17 protein-coding genes are annotated in these 17,465 nt (G+C 70.9%); 13 read left to right on the forward strand and 4 right to left on the reverse strand.

Annotated elements, in window-relative coordinates; all coding sequences use genetic code 11:
* Positions 1-115 precede the first annotated feature (115 nt).
* From BLU79_RS34180 to sigJ, 10 genes are all read left to right on the forward strand, one after another.
* On the forward strand, positions 116-1,633 hold the full coding sequence (locus BLU79_RS34180; RefSeq protein ID WP_093909861.1) for a sugar ABC transporter ATP-binding protein: 1,518 nt from the start codon (positions 116-118) through the stop codon (positions 1,631-1,633).
* Positions 1,630-2,670 (forward strand): ABC transporter permease, encoded by a 1,041-nt coding sequence (locus BLU79_RS34185; protein WP_093909862.1) that lies wholly within the window; start codon positions 1,630-1,632, stop codon positions 2,668-2,670. Before BLU79_RS34180 ends, BLU79_RS34185 begins: the two co-directional genes overlap by 4 nt.
* Complete coding sequence (locus BLU79_RS34190; RefSeq protein WP_093909863.1) at positions 2,663-3,655, forward strand: ABC transporter permease; 993 nt, start codon at positions 2,663-2,665, stop codon at positions 3,653-3,655. Before BLU79_RS34185 ends, BLU79_RS34190 begins: the two co-directional genes overlap by 8 nt.
* 30 nt (positions 3,656-3,685) lie before the next feature.
* A complete protein-coding gene (gene rhaS / locus BLU79_RS34195; RefSeq protein ID WP_093909864.1) occupies positions 3,686-4,765 on the forward strand; it encodes a rhamnose ABC transporter substrate-binding protein in 1,080 nt (359 codons plus the stop codon).
* 32 nt (positions 4,766-4,797) lie between these two features.
* Positions 4,798-5,118, forward strand: coding sequence for an L-rhamnose mutarotase (locus BLU79_RS34200; protein WP_007386537.1), 321 nt, complete (start codon positions 4,798-4,800; stop codon positions 5,116-5,118).
* Positions 5,119-5,184: 66 nt separating this feature from the next.
* Positions 5,185-6,615: a BNR repeat-containing protein gene (locus BLU79_RS34205; protein ID WP_093909865.1), complete on the forward strand. Its 1,431-nt coding sequence runs from the start codon at positions 5,185-5,187 to the stop codon at positions 6,613-6,615.
* A gap of 83 nt (positions 6,616-6,698) precedes the next feature.
* Positions 6,699-7,721, forward strand: a complete 1,023-nt coding sequence (locus BLU79_RS34210) for a LacI family DNA-binding transcriptional regulator (RefSeq protein ID WP_093909866.1) — start codon at positions 6,699-6,701, stop codon at positions 7,719-7,721.
* Positions 7,722-7,853: 132 nt separating this feature from the next.
* Complete coding sequence (locus BLU79_RS34215; RefSeq protein ID WP_093909999.1) at positions 7,854-9,155, forward strand: alpha/beta fold hydrolase; 1,302 nt, start codon at positions 7,854-7,856, stop codon at positions 9,153-9,155.
* 28 nt (positions 9,156-9,183) lie between these two features.
* Positions 9,184-9,927, forward strand: coding sequence for a PIG-L deacetylase family protein (locus tag BLU79_RS34220; RefSeq protein WP_093909867.1), 744 nt, complete (start codon positions 9,184-9,186; stop codon positions 9,925-9,927).
* A 31-nt stretch (positions 9,928-9,958) separates the two neighbouring features.
* The gene (gene sigJ, locus BLU79_RS34225; protein ID WP_093909868.1) at positions 9,959-10,852 is read left to right on the forward strand and encodes an RNA polymerase sigma factor SigJ; all 894 of its coding nucleotides are present in this window, start codon (positions 9,959-9,961) and stop codon (positions 10,850-10,852) included.
* Positions 10,853-10,856: 4 nt separating this feature from the next.
* Here the strand turns inward: sigJ and BLU79_RS34230 are convergent, their stop codons facing one another.
* Positions 10,857-11,057 (reverse strand): DUF5999 family protein, encoded by a 201-nt coding sequence (locus BLU79_RS34230; RefSeq protein WP_062700935.1) that lies wholly within the window; start codon positions 11,055-11,057, stop codon positions 10,857-10,859.
* A 150-nt stretch (positions 11,058-11,207) separates the two neighbouring features.
* Between BLU79_RS34230 and BLU79_RS34235 the strand changes: the two genes are divergently transcribed.
* Positions 11,208-12,038 (forward strand): pentapeptide repeat-containing protein, encoded by an 831-nt coding sequence (locus tag BLU79_RS34235; RefSeq protein ID WP_093909869.1) that lies wholly within the window; start codon positions 11,208-11,210, stop codon positions 12,036-12,038.
* On the opposite strand, the gene BLU79_RS34240 is transcribed toward BLU79_RS34235, so the two are convergent.
* Entirely contained in the window at positions 12,000-13,514 is a 1,515-nt protein-coding gene (locus BLU79_RS34240) for a cytochrome P450 (RefSeq protein WP_093909870.1), read from the reverse strand. The two genes, BLU79_RS34235 and BLU79_RS34240, sit on opposite strands and share 39 nt — an antisense overlap.
* A gap of 115 nt (positions 13,515-13,629) precedes the next feature.
* On the opposite strand from BLU79_RS34240, the gene BLU79_RS34245 reads away from it, so the two are divergent.
* Both BLU79_RS34245 and BLU79_RS34250 read left to right on the forward strand, forming a co-directional pair.
* A complete protein-coding gene (locus BLU79_RS34245) occupies positions 13,630-14,238 on the forward strand; it encodes a TetR/AcrR family transcriptional regulator (RefSeq protein ID WP_093909871.1) in 609 nt (202 codons plus the stop codon).
* A 95-nt stretch (positions 14,239-14,333) separates the two neighbouring features.
* Positions 14,334-15,059: a DUF2470 domain-containing protein gene (locus BLU79_RS34250; RefSeq protein ID WP_093909872.1), complete on the forward strand. Its 726-nt coding sequence runs from the start codon at positions 14,334-14,336 to the stop codon at positions 15,057-15,059.
* On the opposite strand, the gene BLU79_RS34255 is transcribed toward BLU79_RS34250, so the two are convergent.
* Together BLU79_RS34255 and BLU79_RS34260 are read right to left on the reverse strand one after the other, a co-directional pair.
* Entirely contained in the window at positions 15,027-16,238 is a 1,212-nt protein-coding gene (locus BLU79_RS34255; protein ID WP_093909873.1) for a lactonase family protein, read from the reverse strand. The two genes, BLU79_RS34250 and BLU79_RS34255, sit on opposite strands and share 33 nt — an antisense overlap.
* Before the next feature lie 159 nt (positions 16,239-16,397).
* On the reverse strand, positions 16,398-17,456 hold the full coding sequence (locus BLU79_RS34260; protein ID WP_093909874.1) for a hypothetical protein: 1,059 nt from the start codon (positions 17,454-17,456) through the stop codon (positions 16,398-16,400).
* Between the last annotated feature and the right edge of the window lie 9 nt (positions 17,457-17,465).

Below are 17,465 nucleotides of genomic sequence, written 5' to 3' on the forward strand. Positions count from 1 at the left end.
TTCGACACGGACCCATTGACGTGACATGCGCTCCATGCCTAACGTCCCGGCAACCAAGTTGAAACCTTTCACGACGCCGTGAGGGCCGTCCCGCCGGCGTCGTCGAGGAGCCCCCATGACCCACCCGTCCACCACGGGTCCGGCCCCGGTTCTTGCGCTCAGGGACATCTCGAAGTCCTTCGGCGCGGTCCGCGCCCTGCGGGACGTCTCCCTGGAGCTGTTCCCCGGGGAGGTGCACGCCCTCGCCGGAGAGAACGGCGCGGGCAAGTCGACCCTGATCAAGACGCTCGCCGGCGTGCACCGGCCCGACGCGGGCCAGGTGCTGCTCGACGGTGCCCCCGTCGTCTTCCACGGCCCCGGCGACGCCCGCGACGCCGGTATCGCCGTGATCTACCAGGAGCCGACCCTCTTCCCCGACCTGTCGATCGCCGAGAACATCTTCATGGGCCGCCAGCCGCGCCGCGCCCTCGGCCGCATCGACCACAAGGCCACGCACACCGCGACCCTGGCCCTGATGCAGCGGCTCGGCGTCGAACTCGACCCCGACCGCCCCGCGCGCGGCCTGTCCATCGCCGACCAGCAGATCGTCGAGATCGCCAAGGCGCTCTCCTTCGACGCCCGCGTCCTGATCATGGACGAGCCGACCGCCGCCCTCACCGGCAGCGAGGTCGCCCGCCTCTTCGGGGTCGTCCGCACCCTGCGCGAACAGGGCGCCGCCGTCCTGTTCATCTCGCACCGCCTGGAGGAGATCTTCCAGATCTGCCGACGGGTGACCACCCTGCGCGACGGCGCCTGGATCGCCAGCGAGCCCCTCGACGGCATGACCGAGGACGACCTGGTGCGCCGGATGGTCGGCCGCGACCTCGACGAGCTGTACCCCAAGCAGGACGTGAAGCCGGGCGAAGTCGCCCTGAGCGTACGCCGGTTGACCCGGGAGGGCGTCTTCACCGACGTCTCCTTCGATGTACGGCGCGGAGAGATCGTCGGCCTCGCAGGGCTCGTCGGCGCCGGCCGCACGGAGGTCGCGCGGGCCGTGTTCGGCATCGACCGCTGGGACGCCGGTGACGTCTCCGTCGACGGCAAGGCCCTGACCAACGGCGCCCCGTCCACCGCCATGGCCTCCGGCCTCGCCCTCGTCCCCGAGGACCGGCGCGCCCAGGGTCTGGTGATGGACATGTCCATCGAGCGCAACATCGGCCTCACCGGGCTCCGTACGACCGTCAAGGCCGGCCTGATGGACCGCGGCGCCGAACGCAGCCGCTCCCTCGACTGGGCCGTCAAGCTCCAGGTCAAGTACGCCCGGATCGCCGACACGGTCAACACCCTGTCCGGCGGCAACCAGCAGAAGGTCGTCCTCGCCAAGTGGCTCGCCACCGGCCCCAAGGTGCTGATCGTCGACGAACCCACCCGGGGCATCGACGTCGGCACCAAGGCCGAAGTGCACCGGCTGCTCAGCGAGTTGGCCGCCGACGGTGTGGCCGTCCTGATGATCTCCTCCGATCTGCCCGAGATCCTCGGCATGGCCGACCGCGTGCTGGTGATGCACGAGGGCCGCCTCACCGCCGAGATCCCACGCTCCGAAGCCACCGAGGAAACCGTGATGGCCGCAGCCACCGGGAGGGCCGCCGCATGACGGTGACCACCCCGAACCAAGCACCCGTCGCCGAGGTGACCAAGTCCAGCGGCACCCGCCTCGTCGACCGTGTCTTCAAGATGCGCGAACTCGCCATCCTGCTGGTCTTCGTGGTGATGATCGTCGTCACCCAGCTGGGCAACAGCGAGTTCCTCACCGAGCAGGGCATCAAGGACCTCCTGCTGAACGCGACGATCCTCGTGCTCGTCGCCACGGGCCAGTCCCTGGTGGTGATCACGAGGAACGTGGACCTGTCGGTCGGCTCCACGCTCGGCATCAGCGCCTTCGCCGCCGGCACCTACCTCCACGGCGGCGGGAACCCGGTCGTGGCCGTGTTCCTGGCGATCGTGATGGGCATCGGCTTCGGTCTGCTGAACGGCCTGCTCGTCAGCCTCGGCCAGGTGCCCGCCCTCGTCGTCACCCTCGGCACTCTCTACATCATCCGCGGCATCGACTCCATCTGGGTCGGCTCCCGGCAGATCACCGCGGCCGACCTCCCGGACGGCTTCGTCGACTTCGGCTCCGGAGGCATCTCCGCCGTGCCCTGGCTGGCGGTGATCGCCCTCGTCGTCCTGGTGGCCACCGCCTACTACCTCAAGCACTTCGGCAGCGGCCGCGAGCTGTACGCCCTCGGCTCCAACCCGGAGGCCGCCCGCCTCGCCGGCATCCCGGTGCGCAAGCGGATCCTCGCCGCGTACACCTTCTGCGGTGCGCTGGCCGGACTCGCGGGCGCGCTGTACCTGGCCCGGTTCGGCAACGTCGACTCCGGCACCGGCAACGGCTACGAACTCACCGTCGTCAGCGCGGTCGTGGTCGGCGGCGTCGTCTTCACCGGCGGGTCGGGCAGCGTCTACGGCGCGGCGCTCGGCGCGCTGCTGCTGACCTCCATCAACAGCGTGCTGCCCGCCCTCGGCGTCAGCTCCGTCTGGGTGCTCGCCATCAACGGCATCCTGCTCATCCTCGCCATCGCGGTCGACCGGATCGTCGCCCTGCGGGTGGCCTCCGCCCTGAAGAAGAGGAACGCCCGCCATGGCTGACTCGTCGCTCGCGCGCGCCGTTCGCTGGGACACGGTGGTCGGCGCCCTCCTCATCGTCGTACTGCTGCTGTCCTTCGCAACGGTCGACGGTTTCGGGAACGCGCTCAACCTGTCATTCCTGATCGGGAACACCCTTCCGATCGCCTTGATCGCGCTGCCCATGACGCTCCTGGTCGTCTCGGGCGAGATCGATCTGTCGGTCGCCTCCACCGCCGGTCTCTCGGGCGCGGTGATGGGCGCGCTGTGGAACCAGGGCATGACGATCGAGACGATCATTCCGATCTGTCTGCTGCTCGGTGTGGTGTGCGGGCTCATCAACGGCCTGCTCGTGACCAAGCTGGGGCTGCCTTCCCTCGCCGTCACCATCGGCACCCTCGCCGCCTACCGGGGCATCGCGCAGATCGTGCTCGGCTCGGACGCGGTGACCGACTTCCCCACCCAGTACCTCGACTTCGCGGCCGGACGCATCGGCGACACCTTCATCCCGTACGCCTTCCTGCCCTTCCTCGTCCTGCTCGCGATCGCCGTGGTCGTCCTGCACGCCACCCCGTTCGGGCGGTCGATCTTCGCGACCGGCGCGAGTGAGGAGGCCGCGCGGTTCGCCGGTATCCGCGTCAAGCGGCAGAAGTTGATCCTGTTCACGGTGACGGGCCTGATGGCCTCGCTCACCGGCATCTTCTGGGCGCTGCACTACGCCAGTGCCCGTTACGACAACGCCACCGGCCTCGAACTCTCCGTCGTGGCCGCCGTGTTGCTCGGCGGTATCGACTTCGACGGCGGCAAAGGCACGTTGGGTGGTGCCATCGCCGGGGTGTTCCTGCTGGGGGCGCTGCAGAACGTGATGAGCCTCCAGGACGTCTCCGCCCAGTCGCAGATCGTCGTCACCGGCGTCCTGCTCGTCCTCTCCGTGCTCGGCCCCAGGGTCGCGCGCCAGATCTCCGTAGCGAGGGCGGGCCGTAGAGCCGCCTCGACTCCGACCTCGTAACTCAGCCCTTCCTCGTAAAGGACTCCCACCATGCGCAAGTCATCCCTCCGCCGCACCTGCGCGGCCCTCGCCGCCGTCACCTCCCTCGCCCTCGCCGCCACCGCGTGCGGCGGCACGACCAAGGAGGACGTTAAGAACGAGGGGACCTCGGCCGCCACCGCCGGCAAGGCCGACCCGAACGCCGAGCTCAAGAAGGGCCTGACCGTCGGCTTCCTGCCCAAGCAGGTCAACAACCCCTACTTCACCTCCGCCGACAAGGGCGGCGAGGCGGCGCTGAAGGAGCTGGGCTCCAGCTACAAGGAGGTCGGGCCGAGCAGTGCGACCGACACCGCGGGGCAGGTGTCGTACGTCAATACGCTCACCCAGCAGCAGGTGGACGCGATGGCCGTGTCCGCGCAGGACCCGGGCGCCCTGTGCACGGCGCTCAAGCAGGCCATGAAGAACGGCATCAAGGTCGTCACCTACGACTCCGACACCACCGCCGACTGCCGCAACGCCTTCGTCTCCCAGGCGTCCGCCGAGGACCTCGGCCGCACCGAGGTGCAACTGCTCGCCGAGCAGATCGGCTACAAGGGCGAGATCGCGATCCTGTCCGCCGCGCAGACCGCGACGAACCAGAACACCTGGATCGACTTCATGAAGGACGAGCTCAAGGACCCCAAGTACAAGGACGTCAAGCTCGTCAAGGTCGCCTACGGTGACGACGACGCGCAGAAGTCCTTCCAGCAGACCCAGGGCCTGCTGCAGGAGTACCCGAACCTGAAGGGGATCATCTCCCCGACCACCGTCGGCATCAAGGCCGCCGCCCAGTACCTGTCCGGCTCCAAGTACAAGGGCAAGGTCAAGCTGACCGGCCTCGGCACCCCGAACGACATGCGCAAGTACGTCAAGAACGGCACCGTCGAGGCGTTCGAGCTGTGGGACCCGGCGAAGCTCGGCGATCTGGCCGCCCGTGCCGCCGTCGCCCTGGTCTCCGGTCAGATCACCGGCAAGGAGGGTGAGACCTTCAAGGCCGGCGAGACCACGTACACCATCGGCAAGGACGGCGTGATCAGCCTCGGCAAGCCGACCGTCTTCGACGCCAAGAACATCGACGACTTCAACTTCTGAGCCCCTCTTTCCCCTGCGGGAGCTGGTACTTCATGCAGCGCGTCTGTTTCCTCCTCAAGGTCCGCGAGGACCGGATCGCCGAGTACCGCGAACGCCACGCAGCCGTGTGGCCGGAGATGCTCGAAGCGCTCTCGGCCACCGGCTGGCACAACTACTCCCTCTTCCTGCGCGACGACGGCCTGCTCGTCGGCTATCTGGAGACCGAGGACTTCGAGGCCGCCAAGGCCGGTATGGAGGCCACCGAGGTCAACGCCCGCTGGCAGGCCGAGATGGGCGAGTTCTTCGAGTCCCTCGACGGGGCCCGCCCCGACGAGGCGATGAAGCCGCTCACCGAGGTGTTCCACCTCGCCTGACACACCCCCCGTTCTGCCCCCCGTGGTCCCCCTCCCCGCCTCTCGCCGACAATGGAGTCCCCCGAGATGAAGAGACGCACCCTGCTGGGAGCCGCACTCGCCGGAGCCGTCATGACCCCCGCCCTCGCCTCCGGAACCGCGCGGGCCGCCGACCCCGGCCCGTCCCTCACCCTGACCGGCACCACCACCCTCGACACGCAGGCCATCTTCTTCGTGTCGTACGACGGCCTGGTCAACAACAACGCCTTCCAGAAGAACGGCCTGCTGACCTACAAGGGCTACCAGTACGCCGTCTGGTACACCGCCGACCGTAACGCCGTCGTCGGCCGCCGCACCCTCGGCGCCACCACCTGGTCCACGGTCAAGGTCGGCCACACCCTGCGCTACAACGACTCCCACAACGTCATATCGATGGGGATCTCGAAGGTCGACGGGCGCCTCCACCTCAACATGGACTCGCACAGCGACGGCTTCACCTACGTCAAGTCGGTCGCGGGCCTGATGGACAACCCGGCCGGCCTGAGCTGGGTCGCGAGCCGCTTCGGCGCCCCCCAGTCCACCCTGGACGGCCTCGCGCTCACCTCGCAGTTCACCTACCCGCAGTTCGTCTCCACCCCCGACGGCAAGCTGCAGCTCAGCTACCGGGTCGCCGTCTCCGGCAACGGCCGCAACGCCCTCGCCGAGTACGACGGTTCTACCTGGACCAACCTCGGCGAGTGGAGCAGCTCCACCGGCACGTACACCAGCGAGCATGGCTCCTCCACGGCCCGCAACATGTACCTGCACGGCATCGACTACGACAAGAACGGGCGCCTGCACTCGTTCTTCACCTGGCGTGAGCAGAACGGCGCCGTGATGTGCAACGGTGGCGGCATCACCAACCACGACACCGGCTATGTCTACTCCGACGACCGCGGCCGCACCTGGCGCAACAACGCGGGGGCGGTGGTCGGCACCACCGGCGGCTCCGACAAGGTCGCCGTCACCGACAGCGGCCTGGTGATCGACGCGATCAACCCGGACCACTCCCTGATGAACCAGGAGAGCCAGTTCACCGACTCCGCCGGCCTGCCGCACGCGATCATCAGCTACGTCCCCGGCCGGTTCGGGCAGTGCACCACCAACTACGTCGCCGACCGCACCGCCAACGGCCGCGCCTTCCACGTCCGCAAGAACTCCTCGGGGGCGTGGCAGAAGACGGAGATCCCGGTTCCGCTGAACTCCAGCCAGCGCACCAAGCTGATCCTGGACAAGTACGACAACGCGTACGCGATCTTCCCCTTCTGCCGGATCGCCGGAGCCTCCAAGGCCTCCGGGTACACGGACTGGTCGGTGCTGTACGACGGCGTCACCGCCGGGCTGAACGCCTTCGGCGAGGTCGTGATCGACGAGACCCGGGTCGGGCAGGACAACTTCCTGTCGATCATGTACCAGGAGAAGTCCAGCGGTACGACGCCCTCGGCGCTGCGCAACCTCAACTTCCGCCTGCCTGCCTGATCGCAGCTGTTGTGGGCGGCATGACGGTAATGTGCCTTCCCGCGGCCCCACGCAGTCCACATCTTTCTGGAGGTCCCTGACCGATGACCCAGTCGGTGGGTATCAAGGACGTCGCCCGCGCCGCCGGAGTCTCCGTCGGCACGGTCTCGAACGTCATCAACCGTCCGGACACGGTCGCGACCGAGACCCGGGCGCGCGTGCAGTCCGCAATAGACCGGCTGGGCTATGTCCGCAGCGAGTCCGCGCGCCAACTGCGCGCGGGCCGCAGCCGGATCATGGGGCTGCTCGTCCTCGACATGGGCAACCCCTTCTTCGTCGACGTCGCGCGCGGCGCCGAGCGGGCCGCGCGCGAGGCCGGGCTCGGCGTGATGGTCTGCAACAGCGGGCAGAGCGCCGGCGAGGAGGCCGACTATCTGTCGCTCTTCGCCGAGCAGCGGGTGCGCGGCGTCCTGCTGACCCCGGCCGACGCCACCGGCCGCAACATCGAGACGTTCCGGCGGCACAACATCCCCTTCGTCCTCGTCGACCGGGTCGCTGAGGGCACCACCGAGTGCTCGGTCTCCGTCGACGACGTTGCGGGCGGCGCGCTCGCCGTACGCCACCTCGTCGACGCCGGGCACCGCTCCATCGCCTACGTCAGCGGACCGCCCGGCCTCAACCAGGTCCGCGACCGTCGCATCGGCGCCCTGAAGGCGCTGGAGGAGGCCGGCCTCGGCCCCGAGCACCTGCGCGAGCTGCCCACGGAGCGGCTCGACGTCGCCGCCGGCCGGGACGCCGGCGCCCGTCTGCTCGGCCTCGCCGAGCGCCCGACCGCCGTCTTCTGCGCCAACGACCTCCTCGCCCTCGGCGTGCTCCAGGCCATGTACGCGGCGGGCGTCGGCGTCCCCGACGACCTCGCGATCGTCGGCTACGACGACATCGAGTTCGCGGCCGCCGCGGCCGTCCCCCTCACCTCCGTACGCCAGCCCGCGGTCACCATGGGCACCCTCGCGGCGGAGATGCTGCTGGAGGAGACGGAGGAGGACACCGCGGCGAAGCACGAGCACCGGCGCGTCGTGCTCCAGCCCGAGCTGGTGGTGCGCCGGTCCAGCCTGTCGGCCCGCTGATTCCGGGACGCTCCGGATCCGCGCCCACTGATCCGCGATTCAGTACGATTTCATGATCCTGGGGCTCGGTCGGCGGACGAACATGTGCTGAACTGGGACGCGGCCCGAAAACCCTCCGTCCCGGGAGCCCTGTTGACCGTCAGCTACCGCCAGCCCGGCGTCGTCCTCACCGACCGCCACTTCACCGTGCCCCTCGACCACGACGCCCCCACGGGGGAGTCGATCGAGCTCTACGCCCGTGAAGTCGTCGCGACCGACAAGGCGCCCCAGGACCTGCCGTGGCTGGTCTACCTCCAGGGCGGCCCCGGCTTCGGCGCGAACCGCTTCGTCGGCAAGGGCGCCTGGCTCGGCCGCGCGCTCAAGGAGTATCGCGTCCTGCTCCTCGACCAGCGCGGCACCGGCCACTCCACGCCCGCCAACCGCCAGACGCTCCCGCTGCGCGGCGGCCCCGCCGCCCAGGCCGACTACCTCACGCACTTCCGTGCCGACGCGATCGTCCGCGACTGCGAGGCGATCCGGCGCGAGGTGACCGGCGGTGCCCCCTGGACCGTCCTCGGTCAGAGCTTCGGCGGCTTCTGCACGGTCAACTACCTCTCCACCGCCCCCGAGGGCCTCACCGCCGCCGTCATCACCGGCGGCCTGCCGTCCCTCGACGCCCACGCCGACGACGTCTACCGCGCGGCCTACCCGCGCATCGAGCGCAAGGTCGGCGCGCACTACGCCCGCTACCCGCAGGACGTCGAGCGCGCCCGCCGTATCGCCGACCACCTCCTCGCGCAGAACGTCGTCCTGCCGAACGGCTACCGGCTCACCGCCGAGGCCTTCCAGTCCCTGGGCATCCTCCTCGGCGGCAGCGAGGGCAGCCACCGCCTGCACTACCTCCTGGAGAACGCCTTCGTCCGCACCCCGCAGGGCCCGGCCCTCTCGGACGCCTTCCAGGAGGAGGCCCAGGGCCTGCTGTCGTACGCGAGCCACCCCCTCTACGCCCTCGTCCACGAGGCGATCTACGGCCAGGACGCCCGCCCCACCGCCTGGTCCGCCGAGCGCGTCCGCGCCGAATTCCCGCAGTTCGACGCGGCCAAGACCCTCGCGGGCGACGGCCCGCTGCTGTTCACCGGTGAGACCATCCACCCCTGGATGTTCGACTGCGACCCGGCCCTGCGCCCCCTGCGCGAGACCGCCGAACTCCTCGCCGCCCGCACCGACTGGACACCCCTGTACGACTCCGCGCGCCTCGCCGCCAACGAGGTACCGGTCGCGGCGGCCGTCTACCACGACGACATGTACGTCGACACGGCCCACTCCCTCGCCACGGCCCGCGCCGTCCGCGGCCTGCGCACCTGGGTCACCGACGAGTTCGAGCACGACGGCGTACGGGCCGGCGGCCCCCGGGTCCTGGACCGGCTGCTGGCGCTCACCCGTGACGAAGCGTGATGTCAGTGTCACGCGTTAGGGTGCGGACATGACCGAGCCGACGATCACTCAGCTGAAGCCCATGCCCGACGACTGGCAGCGCGCGCTCGCCGTCGTCGCGCACCCGGACGACCTCGAGTACGGCTGCTCGGCGGCGATCGCAGCCTGGACTGACGGGGGCCGCGAGGTCAGCTATGTCCTGGCGACCCGGGGCGAGGCCGGCATCGACACGCTCGAACCCGCCAAGTGCGGCCCGCTGCGCGAGAGCGAGCAGCGGGCCGGCGCCGCGGTCGTGGGCGTCTCGGCGGTGGAGTTCCTCGACCACAAGGACGGCGTGATCGAGTACGGCATCGCGCTGCGCCGCGACATCGCCGCCGCGATCCGCCGGTACCGCCCCGAGCTGGTGATCACGCTCAACCACCGGGACACCTGGGGCGGCGTCGCCTGGAACACCCCGGACCACGTGGCGGTCGGCCGCGCGACGCTGGACGCGGCCGGTGACGCGGGCAACCGCTGGATCTTCCCGGAGCTCATCGAGCAGGGCCTGGAGCCCTGGAACGGCGTCCGCTGGGTCGCCGTCGCCGGCTCCAGTACGCCCACGCACGCGGTGGACGCGACGGCCGGTCTGGAACGCGGGGTGCACTCGCTGCTCGAACACCGCACCTACATCGAGGTGTTGACGGACGAGGACCCGGAGGCGTACGCCCGCCGGTTCCTCACCGGGAACGCCGAGTCGACGGGGGAGCGGTTCGGCGGGAAGCCGGCCATCGCTTTCGAACTGTTCAGCCGCTAGCGTCGGCAAAGATCATCACGGAGGGGGAGACGTGAACGAGACAGAGCTGCTGGCGGACCGCTTCGAGGAGCACCGCGGCCATCTCAAGGCGGCCGCCTACCGCATGCTCGGCTCCCTGGCCGAGGCGGAGGACGCCGTCCAGGAGGCCTGGCTGAAGCTGAGCCGCAGCGACGCGGCCGACATCGAGAACCTCGGCGGCTGGCTGACCACCGTGGTCGGCCGGGTCTGCCTGGACATGCTGCGCTCACGCACCCGGCGCCACGAGCAGCCGCTGGACGACGCCTTCGTCCCGGACCCGGTGATCCGGCCGCTGTCGCACATCGACCCGGAGCAGGAGGTGCTCCAGGCCGACTCGGTGGGCCTGGCCCTGCTCGTGGTGCTGGAGGCGCTGGAGCCCGCCGAGCGGATCGCGTTCGTGCTGCACGACATGTTCGCGGTGCCGTTCGACGAGATCGCGCCGATCGTGGACCGCACCTCGGCCGCCACCCGCCAGCTGGCCAGCCGCGCCCGGCGCCGAGTGCGCGGCGCCACACCCTCGGCCGAGCCCGACCTCGGCAGGCAGCGGCAGGTCCTCGACGCCTTCATCGCCGCCTCCCGCGCCGGGGACTTCGAGGCGCTGCTCGCGGTGCTCGACCCCGATGTCGTGCTGCGGGCCGACTCCGGGCCGCTGGTCGGCGGTGCGGCGGCGTCCAAGGTGGTGCGCGGGGCGAAGTCGGTGGCCGGCCAGGCGATGCTGTTCGCCCACCTCGCGCAGTACACGCGGCTCGTCCTGGTCAACGGGACGATCGGGGCCGTCAACCTGCCCGAGGGGAAGCCGCAGTCGGTCATGGGCGTCACCATCGCCGACGGCCGCATCACGGAGATGTACATCCTGGCCGACCCCGAGCGTCTCGGACGCCTGGACCTGACCGGGCTGGACGTCTGACGCCTCAGGCCGCCACGGCCAGCACGCCGACCGTGCGGTGCGGGCTCACCACCCGCCCGTCCGGCAGCAGCTCACCGGTGTCATCGAAGACGATGGTGCCGTTGCACAGCAGGCTCCAACCCTGTTCGGGGTGGGCCGACACGATCACGGCGGCGTGGTGGTCCGGGCTGTCGGCGGTCGGGCACGAGGGCTGGTGACTGCACATGACGTCTCCCTGAAGTCCGTTACGGCTCCTGCCTGTTCGGCGCATGTACCAGTGGTAGCCGAGCTTGTTTACCGTTGGATGAGGAGACCCCCACAGCGCCCGGAACTCATCGGTGAGGTTCGATGATGTGCAGGTCGTAGGCTGGCGGACATGCAACAACACCTGACCGATCCGGTCGAACTGCGCGGCGACTGCGAGCGATGCTTCGGGCTGTGCTGTGTCGCGCTGCCCTTCACCGCCTCCGCCGACTTCGCGATCGACAAGCCGGCCGGCAAGCCCTGCCGCAACCTCCAGGACGACCACCGCTGCGGCATCCACGCCCGGCTCCGGCAGAGCGGCTTCAACGGCTGCACGGTCTACGACTGCTTCGGCGCCGGACAGAAGGTCTCGCAGGTCACCTTCGGCGGTCAGGACTGGCGCACCGGCTCCCGGGAGCAGGCCGGGCGCATGTTCGACGTCTTCCCGGCCGTCCGCCAGCTCCACGAACTGCTGTGGTACCTGACGGAGGCGCTCACCCTGCCCGCCGCCCGTCCCGTCCACGCCGAACTGCGCGAGCTACTGGAGACGACCGAGGCGATCACCCGGGGAACCCCTGAGGAACTGGCCGCGCTGGATGTGGCCGCTCACCGGCAGAAGGTCAACGTCCTGCTGCTGAAGACCAGCGAGCTGGCGCGGGCGGGCGTACGCGGCCGCAAGAAGGACCGCCGGGGCGCGGACCTGATGGGCGCCCGGCTCAAGGGCGCCGACCTGCGCGGCGCGAACCTGCGCGGTGCCTATCTCATCGCCGCCGACCTGACCGGCGCCGACCTGCGCGGGGCGGACCTCATCGGCGCCGACCTGCGCGACACCGACCTCACGGACGCCGATCTGACCGACGCCTTCTTCCTGACCCAGCCCCAGCTGAACGCGGCCCGCGGCAGCGCGGGTACCCGACTGCCCGGGTCAGTCAGCCGCCCGGTGCACTGGACAGCGGGTCTCTGAGGACGGCTCCAGGGCGTCCGATCCCGGGAGGGCGCCGGCGGCGGAGCGCCGCCGCTCCAGGCGCAGCCGCAACCCCTCCGGCATCAGCGTCAGCCGCTCCGTCACCCGCAGCCGATAGGCCGGGTCGAGCCGGAACTCGTACCGGCGCAGCAGCAGACCCAGCACCAGCGTGGCCTCGTGCAGCGCGAACTGGCGTCCGATGCAGGCCCGCGCCCCGGTCCCGAACGGCTTGAAGGTGTGCGCCGGACGTGTCCGTACGGCCTTCGGGTCGAAGCGGTCCGGATCGAACCGCTCGGGGTCCGCGCCCCACACCTCGGGATCGCGGTGCAGCATCGCCGTGAGCACCAGCGCCCAGGCGCCCCGCCGCATCGGATGGAGGCCGCCGAGCACGGTGTCCTCGCGGGCCTCCCGGGCGAAGGCGGGCGCCGTCGGCCACAGCCGCAGTGCCTCGTCGAGGATCCGGCGGACGTACCGCAGCCGTGCCACCTGGTCGTAGCCGGGCACCGCGGTGTCGCCCCAGACGCTGTCCACTTCGGCGCGGGCGCGGGCGGCGACGTCCGGATGCCGGGACAGGTAGTGCAGGGCGAAGGAGAGCGCGCCCGAGGTCGTCTCGTGGCCGGCCACCAGGAAGGTGATCACCTGGCGCCGGACGTTCTCCGGGGAGAGCCGCTCGCCCGTCTCCGGATGGGCCGTCTCCAGCATCCGGTCCAGCAGGTCCCCGTCGCCCGGTCCGTCCGCCGTACGGGCGCGGACCAGGTCGTCGACCGTGCGGTTGAGGTACGCGATATCGGCGTCGTTGCGTCGCGCGGCCCGCCGCAGCAGGAACGGCGCGGGTACGGCGTTGAGCCGCTGAGCGTAGGTGAGCGTGCCGATCATCGCCGTCACGAAGGGGTGCGGGCGGGCGCGCTCGAAGGAGCCGAAGTCATGCCCGAACCCGGTGCGGGCGATGGTCTCCAGGGTCAGCTTGGTCATGTCGCCGGGAACGTCCACCCATCGGCCCGCCGCCAGTTCGCGGTCCCAGTGCTCCATGAGCCGGTCGGCCACGGCCAGCATCATCGGGTGATAGCCCGCCATGGCCTCCCGGCTGAACCCCGGGGCCAGGACGTCGTGCGCCAACTGCCAGTTCCGCTCGTGGTTGTAGGCCGTGAACAGGCCGTCCTTGACGACGGGCCGCAGATTGGCGATGCCGAGCCCGACATGTTTGGCGAACCGCGACTCGTCCGCCATGTCGGCCGCGAGGTCCGCGCCCCACACGAACACGAACTCCTTGCCGAAGGCCTTGCGCCGGAATATCGGCCCCAACTCCGGGGCGAGACGCAGGGAGTCCTGCAACGGCGTACGCCGGTCGGCGCCCAGTACATCGCCGAGCAGCGGGAGCCGGTGCGGAGGATGCGGTATGCGGTGCAGCTCCGGCCAGCCCTGCTCCGCGCTGCGGAACCCCTTCGGGAGTCCGGTCCCGGTCGTCGTCTCCGCCATGACGCGATCTCCCTTGATCCAGCGGCATATTGCGAGGCAGCGCTCGTTGTACGTGGGTTCAATAACGCGCTCAGTCTGGTCCGGCTGTTGAATCCACGTCAAGTAAAGTGCGGGTATGGCCGCGAACCAGGGCGAGCGCACACGCCGTCGGCTCAGCACCGAGGAGCGCCGTGAGCAGCTCCTCGCGGTCGGGGCGCGGCTGTTCTCGGAGAGTCCGTACGACGACGTCTGGATCGAGCAGGTCGCCGAGATCGCCGGCGTCTCGCGCGGACTGCTCTACCACTACTTCCCGACGAAGCGGGAGTTCTTCGCGGCCGTCGTCGAGCGGGAGAGCGAGCGCATGCTGCGGATGACGGCCGCCGTGCCCGGGGTCCCGGTGCGCGAGCAACTGGCCGCAGGGCTCGACACCTACCTGGAGTACGTCGAGGCCCATGCCCATGGCTATCGCGCCTTCCATCGTGCCGACGCGGCCGGGGACCAGTCCGTGCGCAAGGTCTACCAGCGGGCCCTGGCGGCACAGGAGAAGCAGATCCTGGCGGCGATGGCGGCGGACCCCGAGTTCGGCCCGGTCTTCGAGGAGCGGCCCGACGTCCAGCTCGCCGTACGGGGCTGGCTGGCGTTCATCACCGCCGTCTGTCTGGAGTGGCTGAGAGGCTCGGACCTCTCCCGGGAACAGGTGCGCGACCTGTGCGCCCGGGCCCTGTTGGGCGTCATCACACCCTGAGCATCCGCAAAGAGAGGGCACAGCCTCGCCCGGGCTGGTTGGCGTGCGGCTCGATCTTCGATAGGTTAGGCAAGGCTTACCTAAGGAGGTATGGGATGGCTGACAGCCAAACCTGGGCGGCAGCGCCTTCCGCGGCGGAACGTGCCCGGTCGGTGCTCGCCGCCGCGTGGTCCTGCGCGGTGACCGCGGAGGGCTGCCGCGAAGAGCTCGTCGGCGCGCACACCGTGACCGAGAACGGCCGCGTCCTGCTGGACGTGCCGGAGGACAGCGTGCTCGTCACGGCGGCGATCTGCGCGCCCCGAGGGGAGCCGTCCGCCGTCCTGGAGTTCGCCGACGTCGCCCCTGTACCGGTGCGGGGGCGGATCCGCTCCCGGCTCTGGCTGTCCGGCTGGTTCGCCCCCGAGGAGGGCAAACTCGCCTTCCAGGCGACGCGCGCGGTGCTGCGCCTGCCGTCCGGTGCCGTGGTCGTCGACCTCGACGAGTTCGCCGCCGCCACGCCCGACCCGCTGGCCACCGCCGAGGCCCGGCTGCTCACCCACCTCGCCGACTGCCACCCGGACGCCGTCGAGCGGCTCACCCGCCTGGTCGAGTCCGACAGCCTGCACGGCGCCGTGCGCGTCCAGCCCCTCGCCGTCGACCGGCACGGACTGACGCTGCGCATCGAGCGCGCCCGCGCCCAGGCCGACGTACGGCTGGCGTTCCACCGGCCCGCCGACGACGTCGCGCAGCTCACGGAGCGCATGCACATCCTGCTCTCCCGGGCCAGTGCGGCCTCGTGCCCGCGCGCCCTACAGCGGCAGCGCACAGACGGCGACGGGTGAGGCGAACGGCTCGCCCGCGAGCCGCAGTTCACCGCTCTCCTCGTCTACGAGGAAGACGCTGACGGTGCTCGACCGCTGGTTCGCCGCGAACAGGAGAGTGCCGTCCGGCGAGAGGGCGAGCTGCCGCGGGAAGTCCCCGGACACCGGCACCGTGTCGAGCAGCCCGAGCCGGGCTCCGTCCGCCTCCACCGCGTAGCGCGCGAGGCTGTTGTGGCCCCGGTTGGCGAGGTAGGCGTAACGGCCGTTCGGCGTCACGATGAGCTGCGCGGGGTAGCTGGTGCCCGAACCCGTGCCCGTGGACTGCTCCTCGCCGATGGTCAGTCGGCCCGTGCCGGGGTCGTACGCGCACACGGCGACGGTGTTGTCGACCTCGTTGGCCAGGTAGGCGTACCGGCCGCCCGGGTGGAAGGTGAGATGACGCGGGCCCGCCCCCGGCTCGGTCTGCGCCCGCGCGACCTCGGTCAGCGTGCCCGCCTTCAGGTCGAGGCGGTAGGTGTACACGGTGTCCGTGCCGAGGTCGACGGCGAGGACGTGGCCGCCGTCGGGGCTGGTGATGAACTGGTGGGCGTGCGGGCCCTCCTGGCCGGGTCCGGGTGCCGGACTGGAGTGCGTGACCAGGTCGGTGCGCTCGCCGAGCGCGCCCGAGGCGTCGATCGGGTGCACGGCCACGCTGCCCGTGCCGTAGTTGGCGCTCAAGAGCCAGCGTCCGCTCGGATGGACCGACAGATGGCAGGGCGCCGCCCCGCCCGTGCTCCGGCTCCCCAGAACCTCGCGGTCGGCGAGGCGGACGGCGGTCACGGCGCCGTCCTCGCGCTCGTTGACCGCGTAGAGCGTCCGCCTGTCGGGGTGCAGCGCCAGATACGAGGGGTCGTCGACGCCGGTGATCGTCCCGGTGCCGGTGATACGACCCGTGACCGGGTCGTACGTGGCGCGGCCGATGCCCGTCCCGCCGCCCTCGACGGAGGTGTAGGTGCCCAGGTAGAGGGGGCGCGGGCCCGAGGGCTTACGGCTCTCGGTCTGGGCGCTCGGACGTGTCTGGGGCGTTGTCGCCTCGGAGGCCGCCGTGTCCGCCGGTGCGGGCGCGTCGTCGCAACCCGTGGCCGCCGGGACCGTCACGCCGGCGGCCGATCCCGCGAGGGTTCCGACGAATCGGCGCCTGCTCAGCCCACCACTGCCCATGTCCACACCTCAGGTCGTCGGTCGTCACGGTCGCGACAGCAACCTTGGCGTGGATCACCCGCCGAGCGCAAGAAGAGCAACGCACATTGCACATGCTGCAACGGGAGTGTCGGTTGATTCCCCGGGATTCCGGGGCTTCCTGGGGTGAGTTCGCGTGGGCTACCAGTCCCCGTCCTCCACCGGCTTCCCCTGGGCGTCCTTGAGCGGCAGCACCTGGCCCGGCGCGGGGGCCTGCCAGGGCTCGTGGTCGTCGCCGAGCCAGTCACCGACCGGCTGCACCGCCTCCAGGGTGTCCGTGGGGGCGAGATCCTCGGCGTCCTGGTCGTAGTAGTCGAACCAGGGCAGCCCCGCGCGCGTGTACGCCGCCCGGTCCACGGGTGACGGCGGCGGAGCCTCACCGGTGATGCGGCGCCACTCCGGAGGGGTCACCAGATGGACGAAGACCCGGCCGCCGGGGCGGTCCGCCCAGTCGGAGAGCGGGCGGTCGTCCTCGTAGACCTCCTGCCGCATCGAGCCGCCGACGCCCAGTCCCATCGCCGCGGCGGCCCGGGACGGACGGCCCGCCGGAGCGGCGGCGGGCGCCGGGACCGCGCCCTGAGGGGCCGGTGCCGCCATGGGCATTGCGGCACCGAAGCCGCCGGACGGCGCGATCGCCCGCGCCAGCTCCGCCCGGCGCCGCTCCTCAGCACGCCACTCGGCCAGCCGGGGCTCCTTCAGCGGGAACGCCTGCAGCTGTACGCCGCCCCAGACCTCCTCGCCCGTGACCTGCCCCTCGACGGTCGCGCCCAGCCCCAGAGGCACCGCCACGAACTGGCGGACCGTGCCCTTCCCGGAGTTGATGCCGTCCAGCCAGGGCTGCCGGGGCAGCACGACATAGTTCTGCGGTTTGCGGGACAACCGGTCGCTCCACGGCTTCCCCGAGACCGCGCACACCTTGCCCACCCCGACCTGGAGGGCGGCCGGCTCCGTCGTGCCCCCGAAGCTGAGCCACATCGCCTCGCGCAGATAGACCGGCAGCAGCACACCGCCGCGCGCCCGCCACGCCTGCGGAACGGTGTCCGCGAAGTCCGCCACCCGCCGGACCGGGAACTCGCCGAGCCCCGGCGGCAGCGGATGCGTGCCCGACTCGGGCAGCCGCAGGGTACGGATGAACCGCACCGCGACACCGCCCGGCAGCCGTAGGGTGTTTCCGTCGATCCGTACGGTCGTGTCGGCCATCGGCCCGCT

Origin of the sequence: Streptomyces sp. cf386 (assembly GCF_900103585.1) — a bacterium.
Lineage (GTDB): Bacteria > Actinomycetota > Actinomycetes > Streptomycetales > Streptomycetaceae > Streptomyces.